The 16,581-nt window shown below is 64.9% G+C and carries 17 protein-coding genes; 8 read left to right on the top strand and 9 right to left on the bottom strand.

The window, feature by feature from the left end; translation table 11 throughout:
• Nucleotides 1–10 precede the first annotated feature (10 nt).
• The 3 genes from CCUG20998_RS07330 to CCUG20998_RS07320 are packed head-to-tail and all read right to left on the bottom strand — an operon-like array spanning nt 11 to nt 3,146.
• The gene (locus tag CCUG20998_RS07330) at nt 11–1,018 is read right to left on the bottom strand and encodes an NADP-dependent oxidoreductase (RefSeq protein WP_020732305.1); all 1,008 of its coding nucleotides are present in this window, start codon (nt 1,016–1,018) and stop codon (nt 11–13) included.
• The gene (locus CCUG20998_RS07325) at nt 1,015–1,989 is read right to left on the bottom strand and encodes an LLM class F420-dependent oxidoreductase (RefSeq protein WP_020732304.1); all 975 of its coding nucleotides are present in this window, start codon (nt 1,987–1,989) and stop codon (nt 1,015–1,017) included. Before CCUG20998_RS07325 ends, CCUG20998_RS07330 begins: the two co-directional genes overlap by 4 nt.
• A complete protein-coding gene (locus CCUG20998_RS07320) occupies nt 1,986–3,146 on the bottom strand; it encodes an acyl-CoA dehydrogenase family protein (protein ID WP_020732303.1) in 1,161 nt (386 codons plus the stop codon). The genes CCUG20998_RS07325 and CCUG20998_RS07320 overlap by 4 nt, the downstream gene beginning before the upstream one ends.
• Before the next feature lie 79 nt (nt 3,147–3,225).
• Here CCUG20998_RS07320 and CCUG20998_RS07315 point away from each other — a divergent pair, with 79 nt between their 5' ends.
• Both CCUG20998_RS07315 and CCUG20998_RS07310 read left to right on the top strand, forming a co-directional pair.
• Nucleotides 3,226–3,702 (top strand): winged helix-turn-helix transcriptional regulator, encoded by a 477-nt coding sequence (locus CCUG20998_RS07315; protein WP_012393391.1) that lies wholly within the window; start codon nt 3,226–3,228, stop codon nt 3,700–3,702.
• Between the two features lie 260 nt (nt 3,703–3,962).
• Nucleotides 3,963–5,099 (top strand): cellulase family glycosylhydrolase, encoded by a 1,137-nt coding sequence (locus tag CCUG20998_RS07310; protein ID WP_020727121.1) that lies wholly within the window; start codon nt 3,963–3,965, stop codon nt 5,097–5,099.
• 13 nt (nt 5,100–5,112) lie between these two features.
• Here the strand turns inward: CCUG20998_RS07310 and CCUG20998_RS07305 are convergent, their stop codons facing one another.
• On the bottom strand, nt 5,113–5,601 hold the full coding sequence (locus CCUG20998_RS07305; RefSeq protein ID WP_015354998.1) for an LppP/LprE family lipoprotein: 489 nt from the start codon (nt 5,599–5,601) through the stop codon (nt 5,113–5,115).
• A gap of 206 nt (nt 5,602–5,807) precedes the next feature.
• Nucleotides 5,808–6,122, bottom strand: coding sequence for a hypothetical protein (locus CCUG20998_RS07300; protein WP_012393388.1), 315 nt, complete (start codon nt 6,120–6,122; stop codon nt 5,808–5,810).
• A gap of 140 nt (nt 6,123–6,262) precedes the next feature.
• Here CCUG20998_RS07300 and CCUG20998_RS07295 point away from each other — a divergent pair, with 140 nt between their 5' ends.
• Together CCUG20998_RS07295 and CCUG20998_RS07290 are read left to right on the top strand one after the other, a co-directional pair.
• Entirely contained in the window at nt 6,263–7,126 is an 864-nt protein-coding gene (locus CCUG20998_RS07295; RefSeq protein WP_036457443.1) for a phytanoyl-CoA dioxygenase family protein, read from the top strand.
• 328 nt (nt 7,127–7,454) lie between these two features.
• A complete protein-coding gene (locus CCUG20998_RS07290) occupies nt 7,455–9,494 on the top strand; it encodes a PPE family protein (protein WP_020732301.1) in 2,040 nt (679 codons plus the stop codon).
• A gap of 4 nt (nt 9,495–9,498) precedes the next feature.
• On the opposite strand, the gene CCUG20998_RS07285 is transcribed toward CCUG20998_RS07290, so the two are convergent.
• The 3 genes from CCUG20998_RS07285 to lipY form a co-directional block, all read right to left on the bottom strand.
• Nucleotides 9,499–9,921 (bottom strand): pyridoxamine 5'-phosphate oxidase family protein, encoded by a 423-nt coding sequence (locus CCUG20998_RS07285; protein WP_036457511.1) that lies wholly within the window; start codon nt 9,919–9,921, stop codon nt 9,499–9,501.
• A gap of 93 nt (nt 9,922–10,014) precedes the next feature.
• The gene (gene glsA, locus CCUG20998_RS07280; protein ID WP_011741248.1) at nt 10,015–10,977 is read right to left on the bottom strand and encodes a glutaminase A; all 963 of its coding nucleotides are present in this window, start codon (nt 10,975–10,977) and stop codon (nt 10,015–10,017) included.
• Nucleotides 10,978–11,044: 67 nt separating this feature from the next.
• Nucleotides 11,045–12,670: a triacylglycerol lipase LipY gene (lipY, locus tag CCUG20998_RS07275; protein ID WP_020732298.1), complete on the bottom strand. Its 1,626-nt coding sequence runs from the start codon at nt 12,668–12,670 to the stop codon at nt 11,045–11,047.
• 447 nt (nt 12,671–13,117) lie between these two features.
• On the opposite strand from lipY, the gene CCUG20998_RS28340 reads away from it, so the two are divergent.
• Complete coding sequence (locus CCUG20998_RS28340; RefSeq protein ID WP_231389861.1) at nt 13,118–13,357, top strand: hypothetical protein; 240 nt, start codon at nt 13,118–13,120, stop codon at nt 13,355–13,357.
• A gap of 46 nt (nt 13,358–13,403) precedes the next feature.
• Here the strand turns inward: CCUG20998_RS28340 and CCUG20998_RS07265 are convergent, their stop codons facing one another.
• A complete protein-coding gene (locus CCUG20998_RS07265; RefSeq protein ID WP_020732297.1) occupies nt 13,404–14,225 on the bottom strand; it encodes a maleylpyruvate isomerase N-terminal domain-containing protein in 822 nt (273 codons plus the stop codon).
• A 74-nt stretch (nt 14,226–14,299) separates the two neighbouring features.
• Between CCUG20998_RS07265 and CCUG20998_RS07260 the strand changes: the two genes are divergently transcribed.
• From CCUG20998_RS07260 to CCUG20998_RS07250, 3 genes are all read left to right on the top strand, one after another.
• Nucleotides 14,300–14,917, top strand: a complete 618-nt coding sequence (locus CCUG20998_RS07260) for a PadR family transcriptional regulator (protein WP_036457441.1) — start codon at nt 14,300–14,302, stop codon at nt 14,915–14,917.
• Nucleotides 14,918–14,959: 42 nt separating this feature from the next.
• The gene (locus CCUG20998_RS07255; RefSeq protein WP_020732295.1) at nt 14,960–15,646 is read left to right on the top strand and encodes a hypothetical protein; all 687 of its coding nucleotides are present in this window, start codon (nt 14,960–14,962) and stop codon (nt 15,644–15,646) included.
• Between the two features lie 66 nt (nt 15,647–15,712).
• Nucleotides 15,713–16,579, top strand: a complete 867-nt coding sequence (locus CCUG20998_RS07250; RefSeq protein ID WP_020732294.1) for a VOC family protein — start codon at nt 15,713–15,715, stop codon at nt 16,577–16,579.
• The last annotated feature ends 2 nt before the right edge of the window (nt 16,580–16,581 follow it).

Raw genomic sequence — 16,581 nt, 5'->3', positions numbered from 1 at the left:
GTCCGGATCGCTAGCGCAGCGCGAGCACGAGTTTGCCGGTGTTCTCACCCCGAAACAGCGCCAACAGCGCCTCAGGAAAGTCGCCGACGTCGCCCGCAACCACCTGCTCGCGGGCGCGCAGCTCACCGCTAGCCAGCCAATTCGCTAGCTGCCCAACGGCTTCGCCATATCGATCCGCGTAGTCGAAGACCACGAACCCGGTCATCGAGGCGCGTGCGACCAGCAACTGCATGTAGTTGGCCGGCCCGTGCAGCTCCCCGGCGGCGTTGTACTGGGAGATGGCTCCGCAAATTACGACACGCGCTCCGCGGGCCAGACGTGACAACCCCGCCTCGAGCACCTCTCCCCCGACGTTGTCGAAAAAGACGTCAATGCCGTTAGGGGCATGCATCTTCAGCTGAAGGCGCAGATCCCCGGCTTGGTAGTCGATGGCGGCGTCGAAGCCAAGCTCATCTACCAGCCAACGACATTTCTGCTCACCGCCGGCGATGCCGATCGCCCGGCAGCCCACAATCCGGGCTACCTGTCCGACGATGCTGCCCACCGAACCGGCGGCTCCGGAGACGACGACGGTCTGACCGGGTTGCGGGCGACCGACGTCGAGGAGCCCGAAGTAGGCCGTTATACCGCTGATGCCCAGGGCGCCCAGATGCACCGGGGCCGGCGCGAGGGTGGTGTCCACGCGCGTCACACCGCTACCGTCGGAATGCGCGTAACGCTGCACCCCGAACATTCCGTACACCTCGTCGCCGGCCGCGAAATCCGGGTGGCGAGAATCGATCACGCGCCCGATGCCGCCCGCGCGCATCACCTCGCCGATCTGCACCGGTGCCACGTAGGACCGCCCCGCGTTCATCCACGTCCGCATCGCCGGATCGACCGACAGATATTCAACGCGCACCAAAAACTCCCCATCGGCCGGACCGCCAACGGGTTCTTCGGCGACCTCCCAGTCCGATGGCTTGGGCAAGCCGATCGGGCGCGCGGCCAGCCGGCACACGGTATTGACCAGCGTCACGATTCACCCTTCCTCGACAGTGCGTTCAGCGTTGCCCGGCCCGCCGGATCTTCGGCAGTGCAGGGCACCAGCGCCAGGCAGTCCGCGCCAGCCTCTTCATAGTCCCGCAGCCGGGCCGCGACTCGCTCGGCGGTGCCCAATGCCCCCACCTGCTCGAGCAGTTCGACGGGGATGGCGGCAGCCAACTCTCGACGGCTCGCCCCGGCGCGCGCGGCGCCGACGAGGCGGTCAAAGCCCAGTGCACTGAACATTTCGCCGTAGCCAGGCGGGCCGAGATAGACCGCCAGCTGCGCCGCCAGCTGAGCGTGCGCGGCGGCACCGGGATCAACGGCAACGGGCACCCATACCGTCAGCCGCGGTGCGGCGCGACCCGCCGCGGCGGCCGCGGAGTCGATGGCGTGACGAACCTCTGCCACCCGAGCCGGCGATGCGAGGTTGAGCACCACCTCATCGGCGTGCCTTGCCGCCAGGCGAATCATGCCAGGGCCGAAGGCCCCCAACGCAATTCGAGCCTCCGGCTGCGGGTTGCGCAGTCGGAAGCCGTGGCTGGCGACATGGCGCCCGTGGTAGTCGACGCGCGCCCCACCCAGTATCGACCGCAGGCATTCAATGGTTTCCCGCATCACCGGCACGTGGCGTGCCCAGGGCCGATCATGCCAACCGGCCACTATCGCCGGGCTGGAGGCGCCCAGGGCGATATCGACCCGGCTACCGGTGAGAGAGGCGACCGAACTGACGCCCAGCGCCAGCCCCACCGGGCCGCGAACGGCGACGGCCAGCGGTCCGATCTTCAAGCCCATTCCGGGTGCACCCAGCCCTATCGCGGTGGCAAGGGCAAACGCGTCGTAGGTGGCCATTTCCCCAACCCACAGCACGTCGAAACCGGCGTTCGACGCCGCCAGCGCCACCTCCATCGCCTCGTCGTCGGGCCGGTCCAGCCAAAACGGTAGGGCGACTTCTAAATCGGTCACAGCATCGAGGTATCGCAGTGCTGGCCGAGCAAGACGCGCCCCGGCAGTTCGCGGGATGCCTCGTTGACCTGGAAATGGGCGGTAGCGGTAAACGCGTCGCGAAACCGGCGTTGCAGTGGTGAGCCATCGTAGATCGCGCTGCTCCCCGCCAGGTCATACATGATGCGCACGACGTCGGCAGAGGTCCGCGCCGCGTGGGTGGCCGCCAGCCGTAGCCGGTTGCGCAGCGCCACCGGCACCGGGTCGGGATTGTGGCTAGCTTGCCAGGCCGAGTCGATCGCCTCGTAAAACAGTGCGCGCGCCGCACCGAGCGCCGCCTCGGCCGTCGCGACCGCCGTTTGGGTGGCCGGCCGTTCGGCCAAGGTGCGCTTGGCCCCCAGCCCTTTCTTGTCGCCGGCCAACTCGACCAGGTCGTCAATCGCGGCGCGCGCGTTGCCCAGCGCCGCCGCCCCGATCGACAGCGCAAAGAAGCCGAACACCGGGAAGCGATACAGCGGCCTGTCAATGGTGGGACCGTCGAACACCGAGAACACCCGATCGGCGGGGACGAAGACCTCCTCGGCAACGCAATCGTGACTGCCGGTACCGCGCAACCCCAGGGTGTGCCAGGTGTCCAAGGCGCGCAGATCGTCTTTGGGTAGCGCCACCACCGATGGCACCGGCTGACCCTCCACGAAGCAACCGGCGAACATCACGTCCGCGTGGTTGATCCCACTGCAGAACGGCCAGCGCCCGGACACCACAACACCGCCGTCGACAGACTTCGCCTTACCGCGCGGCGCCCACACACCCGCGGCGACACTTCGCCCGGCACCAAACATTTCGTCGCGACTGGACGCCGGCAGATAGGCGACCAACAACGCGCTGGTGATCGCGATCGACACGCACCATCCCGCTGAAGCATCGCCGCGCGCCACCGCCTCGGCACACCGCAGCGCCGGTCCGGGGGCCAGCTCCGCCGCCTGTACCTCGCGCGGCATCGTGGCGCGCAGCAATCCTGCCTCGCCAAGCCGCGCCACCAATTCGTCGGGCAGTCTGCGATCGCGGTCGATCTCCGCCGACATCTCCCGCGCCGTCAGGGCGATCTTCTCGGCGAGGTTCTCCATCTCGCTATCTGCTCTGCGCAGTGGTGCGGCGCTCAGGTCCGGCTGATTCATCAGGACTCCTGGTAATGACGGCGGTTCCGTCAAGTTACCACCATGGTTCAGAAATTGAACCGGGTACAGTTGTTGAACTATGGGCGCCGCCGATCTGTCCCACCGCTTCGAAGGGGAGTCGGTTGGCCGTGCCCTCGAGCTGGTCGGCGAGCGCTGGACCCTATTGATCCTGCGCGAGGCGTTCTTCGGCGTGCAGCGCTTCGGCCAGCTCGCCCGCAACCTCAACATTCCGCGCCCCACCCTGTCATCGCGGCTGCGGATGCTCGTCAATGCGGGCCTGCTGGACCGGGTGCCTTACTCCCAGGATCCGGAGCGCCACGAGTACCGGCTGACCGACACCGGCCACGAACTGTTCGCCGCGATCGTCGTCCTCATGCAGTGGGGAGACAAGCACTTGCCGAACCCCGACGGCCCACCGATTGTGTTGCGTCACCATTGCGGCCAGTTCGTCGAGCCGCGCCTGATCTGCGCCCACTGCGGCGAGGAGATCACCGCACGCAATGTCACACCCGAAGCCGGGCCCGGCTTCGGCGACGCGGTAGCCGCGCCAAACTGAGCGCGCAGACGCGCGGCACCACAGAGTCTCCCGAGACGTCTTCGACAAGACGCTCACGCCATCCTACACAGTGCGCTCGGCCGGTGTGGCACAAGACAATCCACGGCGTTGCGCCGAGACTTCACCCCGCCGGCCGGGTAGCCTGGATGGTGTTCAGGAGATAACAATTTGCAATCCCAGGTTGTTGCGAATCGATAAGCATGCCTAGACACGTCAGCGCGCAAGACCGGACAGATCGCCCGCGAAATTATCGTCACTTGGTGCAACGTCGAACGGCTCTCAAACTGCCGCTGCTGCTGGCGGCCGGCGCCGCGCTGGCCCAGACCCCCCGCGCCACCGCTGTGGCAGGCCGGTGGTCGGCTGAGCGCGCCAACACCTGGTACCAGACCCAAGGCTGGATCGTCGGCGCCAACTACATCACCGCCAACGCCATCAATCAGCTCGAGATGTTTCAGCCCGCCACCTACGATCCGCGGCGCATCGACAGAGAGCTGGGCTTGGCCCGGTTGATCGGGTTCAACAGCATGCGAGTCTTCCTGCACGATCAGCTGTGGGCCTCGGATCAAAGGGGCTTTCAGACTCGGCTGGCACAATTCGTCGCCATCGCGGCACGCCACGGCATCAAACCTCTTTTCGTCTTGTTCGACTCCTGTTGGGACCCGTTCCCCAAGCTGGGTCAGCAGCGTGCGCCAAGGCCCGGCGTGCACAACTCGGGTTGGGTGCAAAGCCCCGGCGCCGAACACCTCGGCGACCCCAGCTACCAGGCCGTTCTGCACGGCTACGTGACTGGAGTGTTGAACCAGTTCCGCAACGACAACCGCGTATTGGGCTGGGACTTGTGGAATGAGCCCGACAATCCGGCGAAGGTGTACCGAAAGGTGGAGAGAAAGGACAAGCTGGAGCGGGTCGCGGAGCTACTCCCCCAGGTGTTCCAGTGGGCGCGCGAGGTCGATCCCAGCCAGCCCTTGACAAGCGGTGTCTGGCAGGGAAATTGGTCGGATCCGGGCAAGCGCTCCACCATCGCCAGCATCCAGCTCGACAATGCCGACGTCATCACATTTCACAGCTACGCGGCACCGGCCGGCTTTGAGGCCCGTATCGACGAACTTGCGCCGCTGGGGCGGCCGATCATCTGCACCGAGTACCTGGCGCGCTCCCAGGGCAGCAGTGTCGAGGGGGTGCTACCAATCGCCAAGCGTCGCAACGTCGGCGCCTTCAATTGGGGTTTGGTCGCCGGTAAGACTCAGACCTACCTACCGTGGGATTCCTGGGATCATCCGTACACCAAGCCCCCGAAGGTATGGTTCAGCGATCTTCTGCAACCCGACGGACGGCCCTACCGGGAGAGCGAAATACAGACCATCCAGTCGCTGACCGGCGCCCGAACCCAGGACTGACGACAGGCGTGGGTCACCAAGCCGGCGCCGGGTCCAACATCGCGACGTGGTCGCCCTTCCACTCGTACCTCACCGTCGTGATCGGTCCGGGGCACGCCGTGCAGACGTCTCTGCCGTCTTTGTAGTCGAGGGCCACCGTGTCATCGGTTGTCTTCGCCGCATTCAGCGTCGTAAACGAATACGCCTTTGTGGTGGCAATACCGGCGGAGGTGCCGTTGTGAAAAAGCAGAACGAGGTCCGGTGAGCTGCCCGTCGCGCCTTCAACGCTGATGATGACCGCCGACAGTGTGGAACACGGGTTGTAGTTGCTACTCGGATCGAAGCTGCGCGGATTGGTGTCCCACGGGTAGCTCTGCGGCAGGGTTGGCAATGACTTGATCGCTGCCTGGATCTCTGGGGCATTGAGGTTGACCCCACAGGTCGGTTCCGCTTGTGCCGGTGGCGCCAGCGGATTCAAGGCGGCCAGGACAGCGACCGTCGCTGCCCAACCAACTATTCGCATGGAAGCACTGCCTCCTCTCCCCGGAATGCGTTGTCGCAGACCTCATCGCGGCCGATCTCCGGGCATTCGATGAGCCCTGACCTCACCGAGTACACAGGCGATTGCACGGGCCGACAAGGGCGGGACGCGGGAATGTCGCAGATCTGAGTCGAAGTTGGTATGCAGCTGATAGCTGGCCAGTAAGAAGGTGCGGCGCCGCCGAACGGTCAATCCAGGGCAAGTGTTGGGCAAAGGGTGTTGTGCGCCTCGTCGATCCACGTGTCGGCCAGCCGGGCGGCCTCAGGCACGCTCAGTCCCGTCTGGTCGATGTCGTTTGCGTGTTCGGCGACGTCGACAATCTGGGTGCGTGGCCAGCCTTGCGCCAGAGCCAGGCATATCGTTTGTTCGGCTTGCTCCTGGTGATTGGGCCAGTCGGGCTCGAACATGACCGGTTCGGCCTGGGCCGTGGCGATAATGCCCGGAAGTGCGGCTGGACCAGCCAGCGCGATCACCAGCGACAGGGCTGACAGCAACGTCTTCATGGCGCCAGGGTACCGATCGAGCCGTCAGCCGCCGCCTGGTCTTACCCATTTCCGGCCATCGTCGGCTTACTGTGGTGGTGCGAGCCGTCGCCGCGCAGGGCTGGCCGCCGTTGGTGCCAGCGGGAAAAGGACGAGTGCCAATGAGCATTGATGACGAAGCCGTCACAAGCTTGGAAGACCTCAAGGGCGATCTGGCGCACCGCTACAAATGGACGCCAAGCGGCGGAAGCTCGGTCGACAGCGCGACCATCGAGGCCGACATGGCGGCCCTCGACCGCGACGGCTTCGTCATCTGGGAGAACCTGCTCAGTGCCGAGCAGTGCCGGCTGATCCGAGAGGTCGTGCGACCCTGGCTCGAGCACACCGGACGTAACTCATTTGAGGGCCGGCGCACCCAACGCATCTACAGCGTGTTGAGCAGGACGCGAGTGTGCGACCGGCTTGCCGATCATCCACGGGTGCTGGCGGTGCTCGATCGGATATTGATGCCCAACTACCTGCTTTCGGCATTGCAGGCGATCAACATTCTGCCCGGAGAAGACGCGCAGCTACCCCACCATGACGACGGGTTCTACCCGATTCCGCGGCCCAGGGCACCCTTGGCGGCTGCGACGATCTGGGCGATCGACGACTTCACCGCCGACAATGGCGCCACGGTGGTCATCCCCGGCAGCCATCGTTGGGGCAGACGTCCGCCGGGCCCGGACGATCAGGTGCTGCCCGTCGTGATGCCTGCCGGCTCGTGCGTCTTCTTCGTCGGTACCCTCTGGCATGGTGGTGGCGCCAATACCAGCACCAGCGAGCGTCTGGCCGTCACCGCCCAGTACTGCGAACCGTGGCTGCGCCCGATGGAGGCCTACACCCTGTCAATATCGCGCGAAATTGCCCGAGCGGTCTCCGACGACATTCGCCGGATGCTCGGCTACAGCATCCATCCCCCGTTCGTTGGCGCGGTTGATGGCCTGCACCCATTGCGACTGTTGGAATCCGGGCCTGATTCCTAGGTTTGGATGCGTGGTTGGGATTGGTAGCCGCGAGCGAATGCAAATATTTCGCGAATCATCCGAACCGTCTTCGGCCTGACTACCGCGAAGGACCGCAAATGAACACGTCCCCACCCTGACGCGAAACACTGGTCACGGGCGTCGCGCAAACCGCCGGCATCCGAGCCCGGCCGACGCCACCGCGTCGACGATGCGGTCGAGCTTTTCTCTTCAAAGGCGGCAACATGCCGCCAAGTCAGTCATTAAAATTACGCTTTCAAATAGCGCCACGGTGACAACGAGCAATTGCCCCCGACGCTGAGAAGGCACTGGTACGAGGACGACAGTGATGAACTTTTCGGTGTTGCCGCCAGAGATCAATTCGCTACGGATATTCGCTGGCACGGGGTCCGGGCCAATGCTGGCGGCCGCAGCCGCCTGGGACGGGTTGGCCGACGAGTTGAGCACGGCGGCGGCCGCGTTTTCGTCGGTGACGTCGGGGCTGACGGGCGGGTCGTGGCAGGGCCCCGCGGCGGCGGCGATGGCCGCCGCGGCCGCTCCCTATGCGGGCTGGCTGGGTCTAGCGGCCGCCCGCGCCGGTGATGTGTCCGCGCAGGCCAAGGTGGTGGCAGCAGCGTTCGAGGCGGTCCGAGCGGCCACGGTGCCTCCGATGCTGGTGGCGGCCAACCGCGCCCAGCTGGTGTCGCTGGTGCGGTCGAATCTGTTGGGGCTGAACACGCCGGCAATCGCGACCACCGAGGCCGAATACGAGGCGATGTGGGCCGCCGACGTAGCCGCGATGGTGGGTTATCACGGCGGCGCGTCGGCGGCGGCCGCGCAGTTGGCACCGTGGCAGCAGTGGCTGCAAAGCCTGCCCGGCCTGCCGGGGCAACTGGCTAGCTCAGCCACCGCCGCTGCGGCCGCAAATGGTTGGCCCAACCTGGGCATCGGCAACACCGATAGCAACGTGGGCAGTGGCGACGTCGGCACCCAAAACCTGGGCAGCGGCAACACCGGCAACACCAACCTGGGTAGCGGCAACACCGGCAACGGCAATCTCGGTAGCGGCAACCGCGGTGACAGCAACGTCGGCAGCGGGAATCTCGGAAACTCCAACTGGGGCAGCGGCAACGCCGGCAACTACAACCAGGGCAGCGGAAATCACGGCGATAACAACGTGGGCTTCGGAAACGCGGGGCTGGGGGGAACCGCGGGCAACGACAACGTCGGCAATGGGAACCTGGGCAGCGGCAATACCGGCAGCGGCAACATCGGCAACCAAAACCAGGGTTGGGGAAATCAGGGCGACAACAATGTGGGCCTAGCAAACCGCGGCAGCGACAACATGGGCTTCGGGAACACCGGCAACAACAACGTCGGCTTCGGCAACACCGGTTCGGGAAACATCGGCATCGGCCTTACCGGCAACAATCAGATGGGGTTTGGGGGGCTGAATTCCGGCAGCGGCAATCTCGGCTTCGGCAACTCCGGCACCGGCAATGTTGGTTTCTTCAACTCCGGGGTCGGGAACTGGGGCATCGGAAACTCGGGTGCCATCGATACCGGCTTTGGCAACTCGGGCTTCATCGACACTGGCATCGGGAATTCCGGCGCGCTCAATACTGGCATCGGGAACTCGGGCCTCAACGCGGGCTCGGGGTTCAACGTGGGATTCGGCAACTCGGGAATCAACAATTTCGGCGTGGGAAACTCGGGCAGCTTCAATGCGGGCAGCTTCAACTCGAGCACCAGCAACCTGGGTAGCTTCAACGCGGGCAACTTCGTCTTGGGCGGGTTCAACGTGGGCAGCTTCAACTCGGGCGCGCACAATACGGGCGCCTTCAACGCGGGCGGCTACAACACCGGTTTCTGGAATGCGGGCGATATCAACACCGGCATGTGGAACTCGGGTGATCTCAACACCGGCTTGGGCAGTGCGATCACCCAAACCGTCGCGAACTCGGGCTTCTTCAACGCCGGGTCAACTAGCTCGGGCCTCTTCAACGTGGGCAACGGCGGCCATAACTCGGGCTTCTTCAACGTGGGCAGCGGCGGCTACAACTCGGGCTTCTTCAACTTGGGGGCCGGCGGGAGCAACGCGGGCTTCTTCAACTCGGGCGCCGGTGGCGGCAACACCGGCGTGTTGAACCTTGGCAACGGCGGAAACAACACGGGATTCTTCAACGTCGGTAACGGCGGCTACAACACCGGCTTCGTCAACGCGGGCAGCGATGGCAGCAACGCGGGCTTCTTCACCTTGGGCGGCTACAACTCGGGTGTGCTGAACATCGGTTCGTTGAACTCCGGTGTCCTCAATTCCGGCACCGCCAATTCCGGCGTCCCCCTGATACTGCTGCTTTCCCTGCTGTCGTTCGTCCCGTTGCTGTAGCAGGTCACCACGACCGACGCTGCCCGCCGAGCCGCCGCCCGGTGATGGTTGTGGGCACAATCCGAAGCCAGACGTTGTGGATGCCGAGCGCCCACGGCTTGGGGAAGTGGCCATCCATCTCTCGCAGTAGCGCCGGAATCTGTTCCATGTCGACCTCAGCCCCGGGACCGCGCACCAGGACACTCCATGCCGACTGCTGGCCCTCGTCGACATGGTCGACCTCGAAAGCCAGCATCGGTTGGGCCATCGCCGCTTGTTTCGCGCCGCCCTCAACTCGGACGACGATGTCGTGTCCGGCCATCGCGTAGTTGACGGGAACGGCGAGCGGTCCGAGGTCGTCTTGGCACACCAGTCGGCCGACCCGCCCGGTAGCGAGCAGCTCAAAGCATTCGGCGTCGGAGAGTTCTTCGAGCTCACGTTGGGCCATCACGCGATTCTCGTCGGCACGCACCGGTCACCGCCACGGCCGAAGGTCCCCATCTCGGCACTGCCCGCGGTTTGGGCGGCCGAGCCGAGTCCCCTATTCGTCTTCCTCGCCGGGAACGTTGAACAGCCCGAGTTGCAGGGTGTCGGCGATCTGGGCCACCGCGGCTTGGGCGCGAACGCTGTTGCCCACCTTGTCCAGCGGCGGCGAGAAGGCCGCTATCGCCAGCTGCCCCGGCGCGACGGCGACCAGCCCGCCGCCTACGCCGCTCTTGGCGGGCAACCCGACCGTATAGGCCCAGTCGCCCGAGCGGGTGTAGACACCTTCCATCGTCATCTCGGCGAGCACATGCGGAACATTCTTGCGTGCGATCACCCGCTTGCCGGTGATCGGATTCGTCCCGCCGTTGGCCAGCGTCGCCCCCATCACAGCCAGGTCCGCCGTCGTGACCAACGTTGAGCACTGGCGGGTGTAGATGTCGCAGGCTTCCATCGGGTCGCAGTAGATGTATCCGCTGCCGCGCAGAAGCCAGGCGATGGCGCGATTGTGAAAGTTGGTGGCCTGCTCGGAGGCGTTGATCTCCTCGCTGATCGAGATCTGACGTCCCGCGAAATCGCTTTGCGCCCCGACGATCTGGCGCCAGCGGTCCTCGGGACCAACGGCGTCCACCAGGCTGGTCGTCGATATCGCGCCGGCATTGACAAGCGGCGACATCGGTTTGTCGTTGTGCAGCTCGAGCGCCAGCACCGAGTTGAACGCCTCACCGGTTGGGTCCGCGCCAACCTTGAGGCGCAGCTCTCGGGGACCGCGTTGTTCGATCACCAGCGCAAGAGTGAAGATCTTCGAGATCGATTCAAGCGCAAACTCGTACCCCGCATCACCCGCGGTGAAGACCTGTCCGTCGACGGTAGCGACGGACACTCCGAATAGGGTTGAGGGCACCTGCGCCAGAATCGGAATGTAGTCGGCGTTCTTGCCGCCGTGCTTGTTCTTCTGCTTCTCGTGTGCGTCGAGGACTGCCTTCTCGATCCGGGCGTTCGACACCGAAGTGGGAGCCATGGGTTCAATTCTGTTCGATGGCGCCGGCATCAGCGGCAGCGGCAGCAGTCGACGGCGCATCCCGCACTCAGGCCGCGATGCCGAGTTCCTGGTTGATCTGCGCGAGGTATCTCGGACCGTCCAGCGTCAGCAACACCCAGTCGTGAATCTGGCCATGGGCCAACACGAAGTTGAACGGGGCTCCGATGGCTGCGGCTTCTTGCTGCAGGACGAGCACGTCCGGGGCGAGGATCTCCTGCGAGCCCGCGTAGACGTAGGTGGGCGGAAGTCCGCTCAGCGACCCGTATAGCGGACTCACCATCGGGTCGGTCACGGCAAGATTGCCCGCCCACGCCTTGCCGATCTGTTGTGCGGGCCCGAACGGGAGCAGCGGGTCCTGGACGAAAGCAATATTTGGATTGGTCATCCCAAGGTCCAGCCATGGCGACAGCAAAACCATCGACGACGGCACTTGGCTCCCCTGGCTCGCCATGTATTCGACCGCGCTCAGCGCCAGGTTGCCGCCCGCGGAGTCGCCGATCACGCTGACGTTGGCGGCACCATGTTGCATGATCTGGTTTGAGATGAGGCCGGCCATCGCCGGTACCACGGTGCCGGCCGTACCCCCTTCTTGTAGCAACGGGTAGATCGGCACCTGAACGGTCGCGCCGGTCTGGTGGGCCATCACCGAATAATTGATCCAGTGCAGAAAAGAGGGCGGAAAGATAAATGCGCCACCGTGAATGGCGACCACGTAGTCCCCGGTTGGTTGAGCCGGCGTGATCTGCACGACGCTCATCCCGCCATATGTGCTGTACTGCACCGTTTCGCCCAGTAGCAAGTTCAACAGCGGCGGCGGGGAATTGCCGATAAACCACGACAGCGGCGGGATGTCGCTGGCAACCAACGCCAGCAGCGGGTTGCCGGGAACCGCAATTTGACTGTCGAGCCCGGACACACTCAGCAGTGGCTTTAGCGGCAACAGCGCAGTATTTTCAAATCTGGTTATCAGCGACGGGGTGCCGGTAAATGTCCCGGTCTGCGATGCCGCGAAGGGAGGATCGGCCGGCGCCCCAAAGATCGTGGTGAACAGCGTGTTGGACACCTGGGTGAATTCGGTGGCCAATGTTGTGGCGGCCTGTTCGATCTGCTGCTCGACCAGGACAAGACCGTTGTCCAGGGCTCGGGCGAATTCGCCTGGCAGATTCTCCAGCGCTTGGGCCCACGGCCCCAGCGCCGCGACCGTCGCCGACGCGCTGGAGTAGTAGCCACCCATCGCCGCGACATCCTGAGCCCACATCTGTTCATACGCGGCCTCAGCGGCCGCGATCGCCGGCGCATTCTGGCCGAACAGGTTCGAGAACACCAGCGACAGCAGCTGCCCGCGGTTGGCCACGATCAATCCGGGGTCCACGATGGTTGCCAGTGCCGCCTCATATGCGACGGCCGCCGCCCGGGCTTGGGTTGCCGACTGCTCGGCTTGAGCGGCGGTGCCCCCCAGCCATTCCACGTATCGGACCGCCGCGGCCCGCATCGACGCCGATGCCGGGCCTTGCCAGGCCTGGCCAGCCAGCTCTGAGGTCACCGAGCCAAATGCGGAGGCCGCGGAGCTCAGCTCGGTACCGATCCCGTCCCAGGCGGCGGCCGCTTCCAGCATCGGCCCCGGCCCCGGCCCATCAAGCAGCAGCACCGAATTCACCTCGGGCGGCCACATCCAGAAACTCACTAGCGGTCCCCCTCGATCAGCACTTCAGCGGCCCCTTTGCAGCAACGTACATCTTCGGCGCCTTCGAGAGGGCTCTAATGCGCAGGCGCGAGGGGACACGGGGGGGCTACCGGCCGGCGCGGAACACGCTGCGGTGTGCTCATATCGAATACGCTCTAACCGGCGAGAATTCAACTAAATTCGGACAAGGCAAATCTGACTCAAAAAATTAGTAAAAGGCATTTACAGGGTAACTGCAACCCGTTAGAACCGCGCCAGAAATATCGCGCCGCAGGAGTTCCTTGTGCAGTGCCCGATCAAATTCGCAATATTCTCGACAACCAAGTGCCGCCCGGAATCAACGAGGCACGCAGGATAATCAGTTCGCCGTACTTATCCGGCGGATGGCAGCGGCGGGATGCCACAATACAATTAAGCACAATACGTTAAGGCATTTTGCGCCTTCAGGATCTCAATGCCGACCACAACGTCCCCGGTTTAGAACCTCTTGTCGGCAGGCTCGACCGTGCTTCAAACAATCTGCAGAAATCGGTCGAAGGGCTCTACTATTTGAATGACGGCTCGACCAGCCTGGCTTGGCCAGAGGCGGGCACTTGGGGCAGCTTCGATTACATGGAAGAGCAGACAAATGCCGTATATGGGCTGGCAAATGATCTGTCTGGTAAATGTTCCTGATGTCCCCTGACCTGCGCCGCGGACCATTGATGGTGCGCGGGGCGGGTCAGGCCCGTTCGAAGTACGTCATGAGTTTGAGGGCCACCCAGGGCCGCCGGCCACCGGTCAGCCATAGACCGCGGCGGACGGCGGCGAACTGCCCGATGCGTTGATAGAGCAGCTGAGTCATGGTCGACGCGGGTGCCTGCAACACCGCGTCGGGGCGGTCCTCAGGCCGGCGTTCGCGCATCTCGGCGGTTCCGTCGTGAATATGGATGAGATACGGGCGCGCCGCGGGGACCTGGAAGGCCACACAAATGTCGACGTTGGCGCCCACCCCAGGGCGTAGGTAGATGGGCACCATCTCCCTTGCCCCCCGCAGTATCAGCGCCATGTCGCGTTCGGGTAGGTCCCAGGGCAGCTTTACCGCTTGCGCGACATCCTGGCCGTGCAGAAGGAATTCACCCAGCAAGTTGGTCTGCGCGGTGTTGGTCGACATGAAGCCGCAGCCATGAAACGGGATGGTCAGCCGGTCGTCGCTGTTCGCGTCGAAGAAGGCGTCGATCTCCGGAAGCAGTGCCTGAAGCTGATCGGCGAGCTCGGACACCGGGGCCAGCGCCGCCTCCAGCTCGGACTGATTGAGTGCGGCGACGGCGCTTGCGCTGCCCGCGTGCCGATAGTCACGCCCCCGCGCGATCTGGTGATAGCGGTGCGCCAGTGTCAGCACATGGGCCGCGATCTGCTGCACGGTCCAATCGTGGCCCGGCGGTCGGGCCAGCGGGTCCGCGGTGCGAATGAGGCGATCAAATCGCTGGTGTGCCAGCGAAATTCGATCTCGTAACTCATCTCGGGAGGTGTCGACAAGGGCGATGCACTCGGCTGCGTTCATCACGATCTCCTTGCGGGAGGGCGTTACTGCATAGTGCAGTATTATTTACTGCAGCATGCGGTACTGTCAATAGCATGACGCCTCAACCAACTGCCAGTTCTTTCGCAGTCCTCGGATTGCTGGGCGTACAACCCTGGACGGCATACGAGCTGGTAGCCCAGTCGAAGCGGAGTCTGCACTGGTTTTGGCCCCGGTCGGAGCGGCACCTGTACGCGGAGCTCAAGCGTCTGGTCGAACGCGGACATGCCGAAGCGCACGTGGAGGGCGGGCGGCGGCGGCGCACCCGCTACACGATCACTCCCGCTGGCCGCGCCGCGCTACAGGCCTGGCTCGGCACGGAGCCGGCACCGCCGACGCTCGAAATCGAGGGACTGCTTCGGGTCATGCTCGCCGACCAAGGAAACATGGACGATCTGCGCGCCGCGGTCGAAGCGACAGCACGGCAAGCGCGCACGCTACGCGCCGAAGGTCTACCGCTGGTGGCGGAGCTGCTCGCGACGGGAGGACCGTTCCCGCAGCGACTGCACCTCAACGAACGCCTCGTGTCCTTCTACTCTGACTTCAACAATCTGCTACTGCGTTGGTGCGAAGAGACTCTGGCCGATATCGAGACCTGGCAAGGCACTCGAGACATCGGGCTCACCCCCAGCGGTCGCCAACGACTGGTGCGGGCGATCAGCGAACACCCCTAGGCCGTGGCTTCGCATTGAGGCTCAGCGGGTACAACTACGGATATGAACTTCCCCCACCAGTTCGGCCTGGCGCAGATTGTGCTGGCGGGTATCGCCGTCGCCGCTGTGGTGATGTTGCTGTCAGCGGTGGTCGGGCGACGTCCGAAGGTGCATTCCGGCGACAGCTCGGGAGCGCCGACGCGGGGGCGCCGACTGCGATTCCGGCCCGGGCGAGCGGTCACCGGCGTTTCACTGCTGGTTGTTTCGCTACTGATGCTCTGGTTTGCCACGCTGGTACAGACGTATTTGGGGTTGACCGGCGAAGTCAAGGCTGCCCACGTGGTGGCGACGCAGGTCAGCAACTCCGCGCATGAACTCAACGTGGATCTCACCCTCTACGACGATGCCGGCAAGGCATATAGCCGCCACACCTATCAGCTCGAAGGTGACATGTGGGTGCTGCAAGCCGACATCGTCGAGCTTCACCATTGGGTCAATATCTTGGGCATGCATTCCGGTTACAAGGTGACCCGCCTGTTTGGTGAACGCCTGGACGGTGTTTCACCGACACAGCACCAGATCTTCCTCAACGGCGGTGACGGGAACTTCTTCGCCGAAATGCGCGGCGGCAAGTGGTGGACCAAGCCATTCGTGCGCTCGGCCTACGGCAACGCTGTCATCGCCGCACCCGGCGAATTCGACGTCTATATATCCCAAGACGCGATCAAGGCCCGCGAGAGCGGGGGTTAGCGGGCCCTACCCCGCCGGGCCAACCCGGCGGATCGCGCCCCCAGGGCGATCAGGCATGCTGGGCATGTGTTCGACGCGCTCGACCATGTCATCCTCGCCGTGCGCGACCTCGACGACGCCACGCGGCGCTACGCCACGCTGTTGTCCCGCAGCCCCTCGTGGCGCGGAGATCATCCCGGCTGGGGCACGGCGAATGCGCTGTTCCGGCTCGACAACACCTACCTCGAGCTGATCACGCCGCGCGGCGATGGGCCGTTCGGGCAGCGGGTCACCGCACAGCTCGATGAACGCGGCGAGGGCCCGATCGGGCTCGCATTCGCGACGGCTGATCTCGACACGGCGCATGCGCGGCTCGCCGCAAACGGGCTCGAGCCCTCGCCGGTGTCCCCCGGCCTCGGCCGCGACTCCGAAACCGGACAGGTGCGGCGCTGGCGTAGCGCGCTGTTACCGGAGACCCGCACCCGGGCCGTGTTGATGATCGCGATCGAGCACGAGTCGCCGGATCGCCTTGCCGAGGCCGCACTAGTCGGGTCCCCGGAGGCGGTGGTCACCGGGATCGATCACGTCGTGGTCAAGACGTCCGACGCCGATGCCGCAATCACGCTCTACCGCGACCGGCTCGGCCTGCGCCTCGCGCTGGACCGCAGCTTTGCCGACTGGGGCATGCGGCTGGTGTTCCTGCGCGTGGGCGGAGTCACCGTCGAGATCGCGCAGTCACTGAGCGACGCGCGGCTTCCAGCCCGAACCGATCAGGTGTGGGGGCTGTCCTGGCGCGTCCCCGACGCCGATGCCGCGCGCAGGCGCCTCGCCGAAGCCGGGTTCGACGTCTCCGAGGTTCGGGTCGGACGCAAGCCGGGCACCCGCGTGGTCAGCGTGAAGGACGGTACGTGCGGCGTGCCGACACTTCTGATCGAGCCCGCCGCACCGGCGTAGCA

The organism is Mycobacterium marinum (assembly GCF_003391395.1).
In the GTDB taxonomy this organism is placed as follows: Bacteria; Actinomycetota; Actinomycetes; order Mycobacteriales; family Mycobacteriaceae; genus Mycobacterium; species Mycobacterium marinum.
This window is presented reverse-complemented; position numbering and strand designations above follow the sequence as displayed.

What these genes read in the sequence shown, in the direction of transcription:
- CCUG20998_RS07295 (WP_036457443.1), top strand. Translation starts at nt 6,263, where the DNA reads ATGAGCATTGATGACGAAGCCGTCACAAGCTTGGAAGACCTCAAGGGC.
- CCUG20998_RS07290 (WP_020732301.1), top strand. Translation starts at nt 7,455, where the DNA reads ATGAACTTTTCGGTGTTGCCGCCAGAGATCAATTCGCTACGGATATTC.
- CCUG20998_RS07320 (WP_020732303.1), bottom strand. Translation starts at nt 3,146, where the DNA reads ATGAATCAGCCGGACCTGAGCGCCGCACCACTGCGCAGAGCAGATAGC.
- CCUG20998_RS07300 (WP_012393388.1), bottom strand. Translation starts at nt 6,122, where the DNA reads ATGAAGACGTTGCTGTCAGCCCTGTCGCTGGTGATCGCGCTGGCTGGT.
- glsA (WP_011741248.1), bottom strand. Translation starts at nt 10,977, where the DNA reads ATGGCTCCCACTTCGGTGTCGAACGCCCGGATCGAGAAGGCAGTCCTC.
- lipY (WP_020732298.1), bottom strand. Translation starts at nt 12,670, where the DNA reads ATGTGGCCGCCCGAGGTGAATTCGGTGCTGCTGCTTGATGGGCCGGGG.
- CCUG20998_RS07315 (WP_012393391.1), top strand. Translation starts at nt 3,226, where the DNA reads ATGGGCGCCGCCGATCTGTCCCACCGCTTCGAAGGGGAGTCGGTTGGC.
- CCUG20998_RS07260 (WP_036457441.1), top strand. Translation starts at nt 14,300, where the DNA reads ATGACGCCTCAACCAACTGCCAGTTCTTTCGCAGTCCTCGGATTGCTG.
- CCUG20998_RS07305 (WP_015354998.1), bottom strand. Translation starts at nt 5,601, where the DNA reads ATGCGAATAGTTGGTTGGGCAGCGACGGTCGCTGTCCTGGCCGCCTTG.
- CCUG20998_RS07265 (WP_020732297.1), bottom strand. Translation starts at nt 14,225, where the DNA reads ATGAACGCAGCCGAGTGCATCGCCCTTGTCGACACCTCCCGAGATGAG.
- CCUG20998_RS07255 (WP_020732295.1), top strand. Translation starts at nt 14,960, where the DNA reads ATGAACTTCCCCCACCAGTTCGGCCTGGCGCAGATTGTGCTGGCGGGT.
- CCUG20998_RS07285 (WP_036457511.1), bottom strand. Translation starts at nt 9,921, where the DNA reads ATGGCCCAACGTGAGCTCGAAGAACTCTCCGACGCCGAATGCTTTGAG.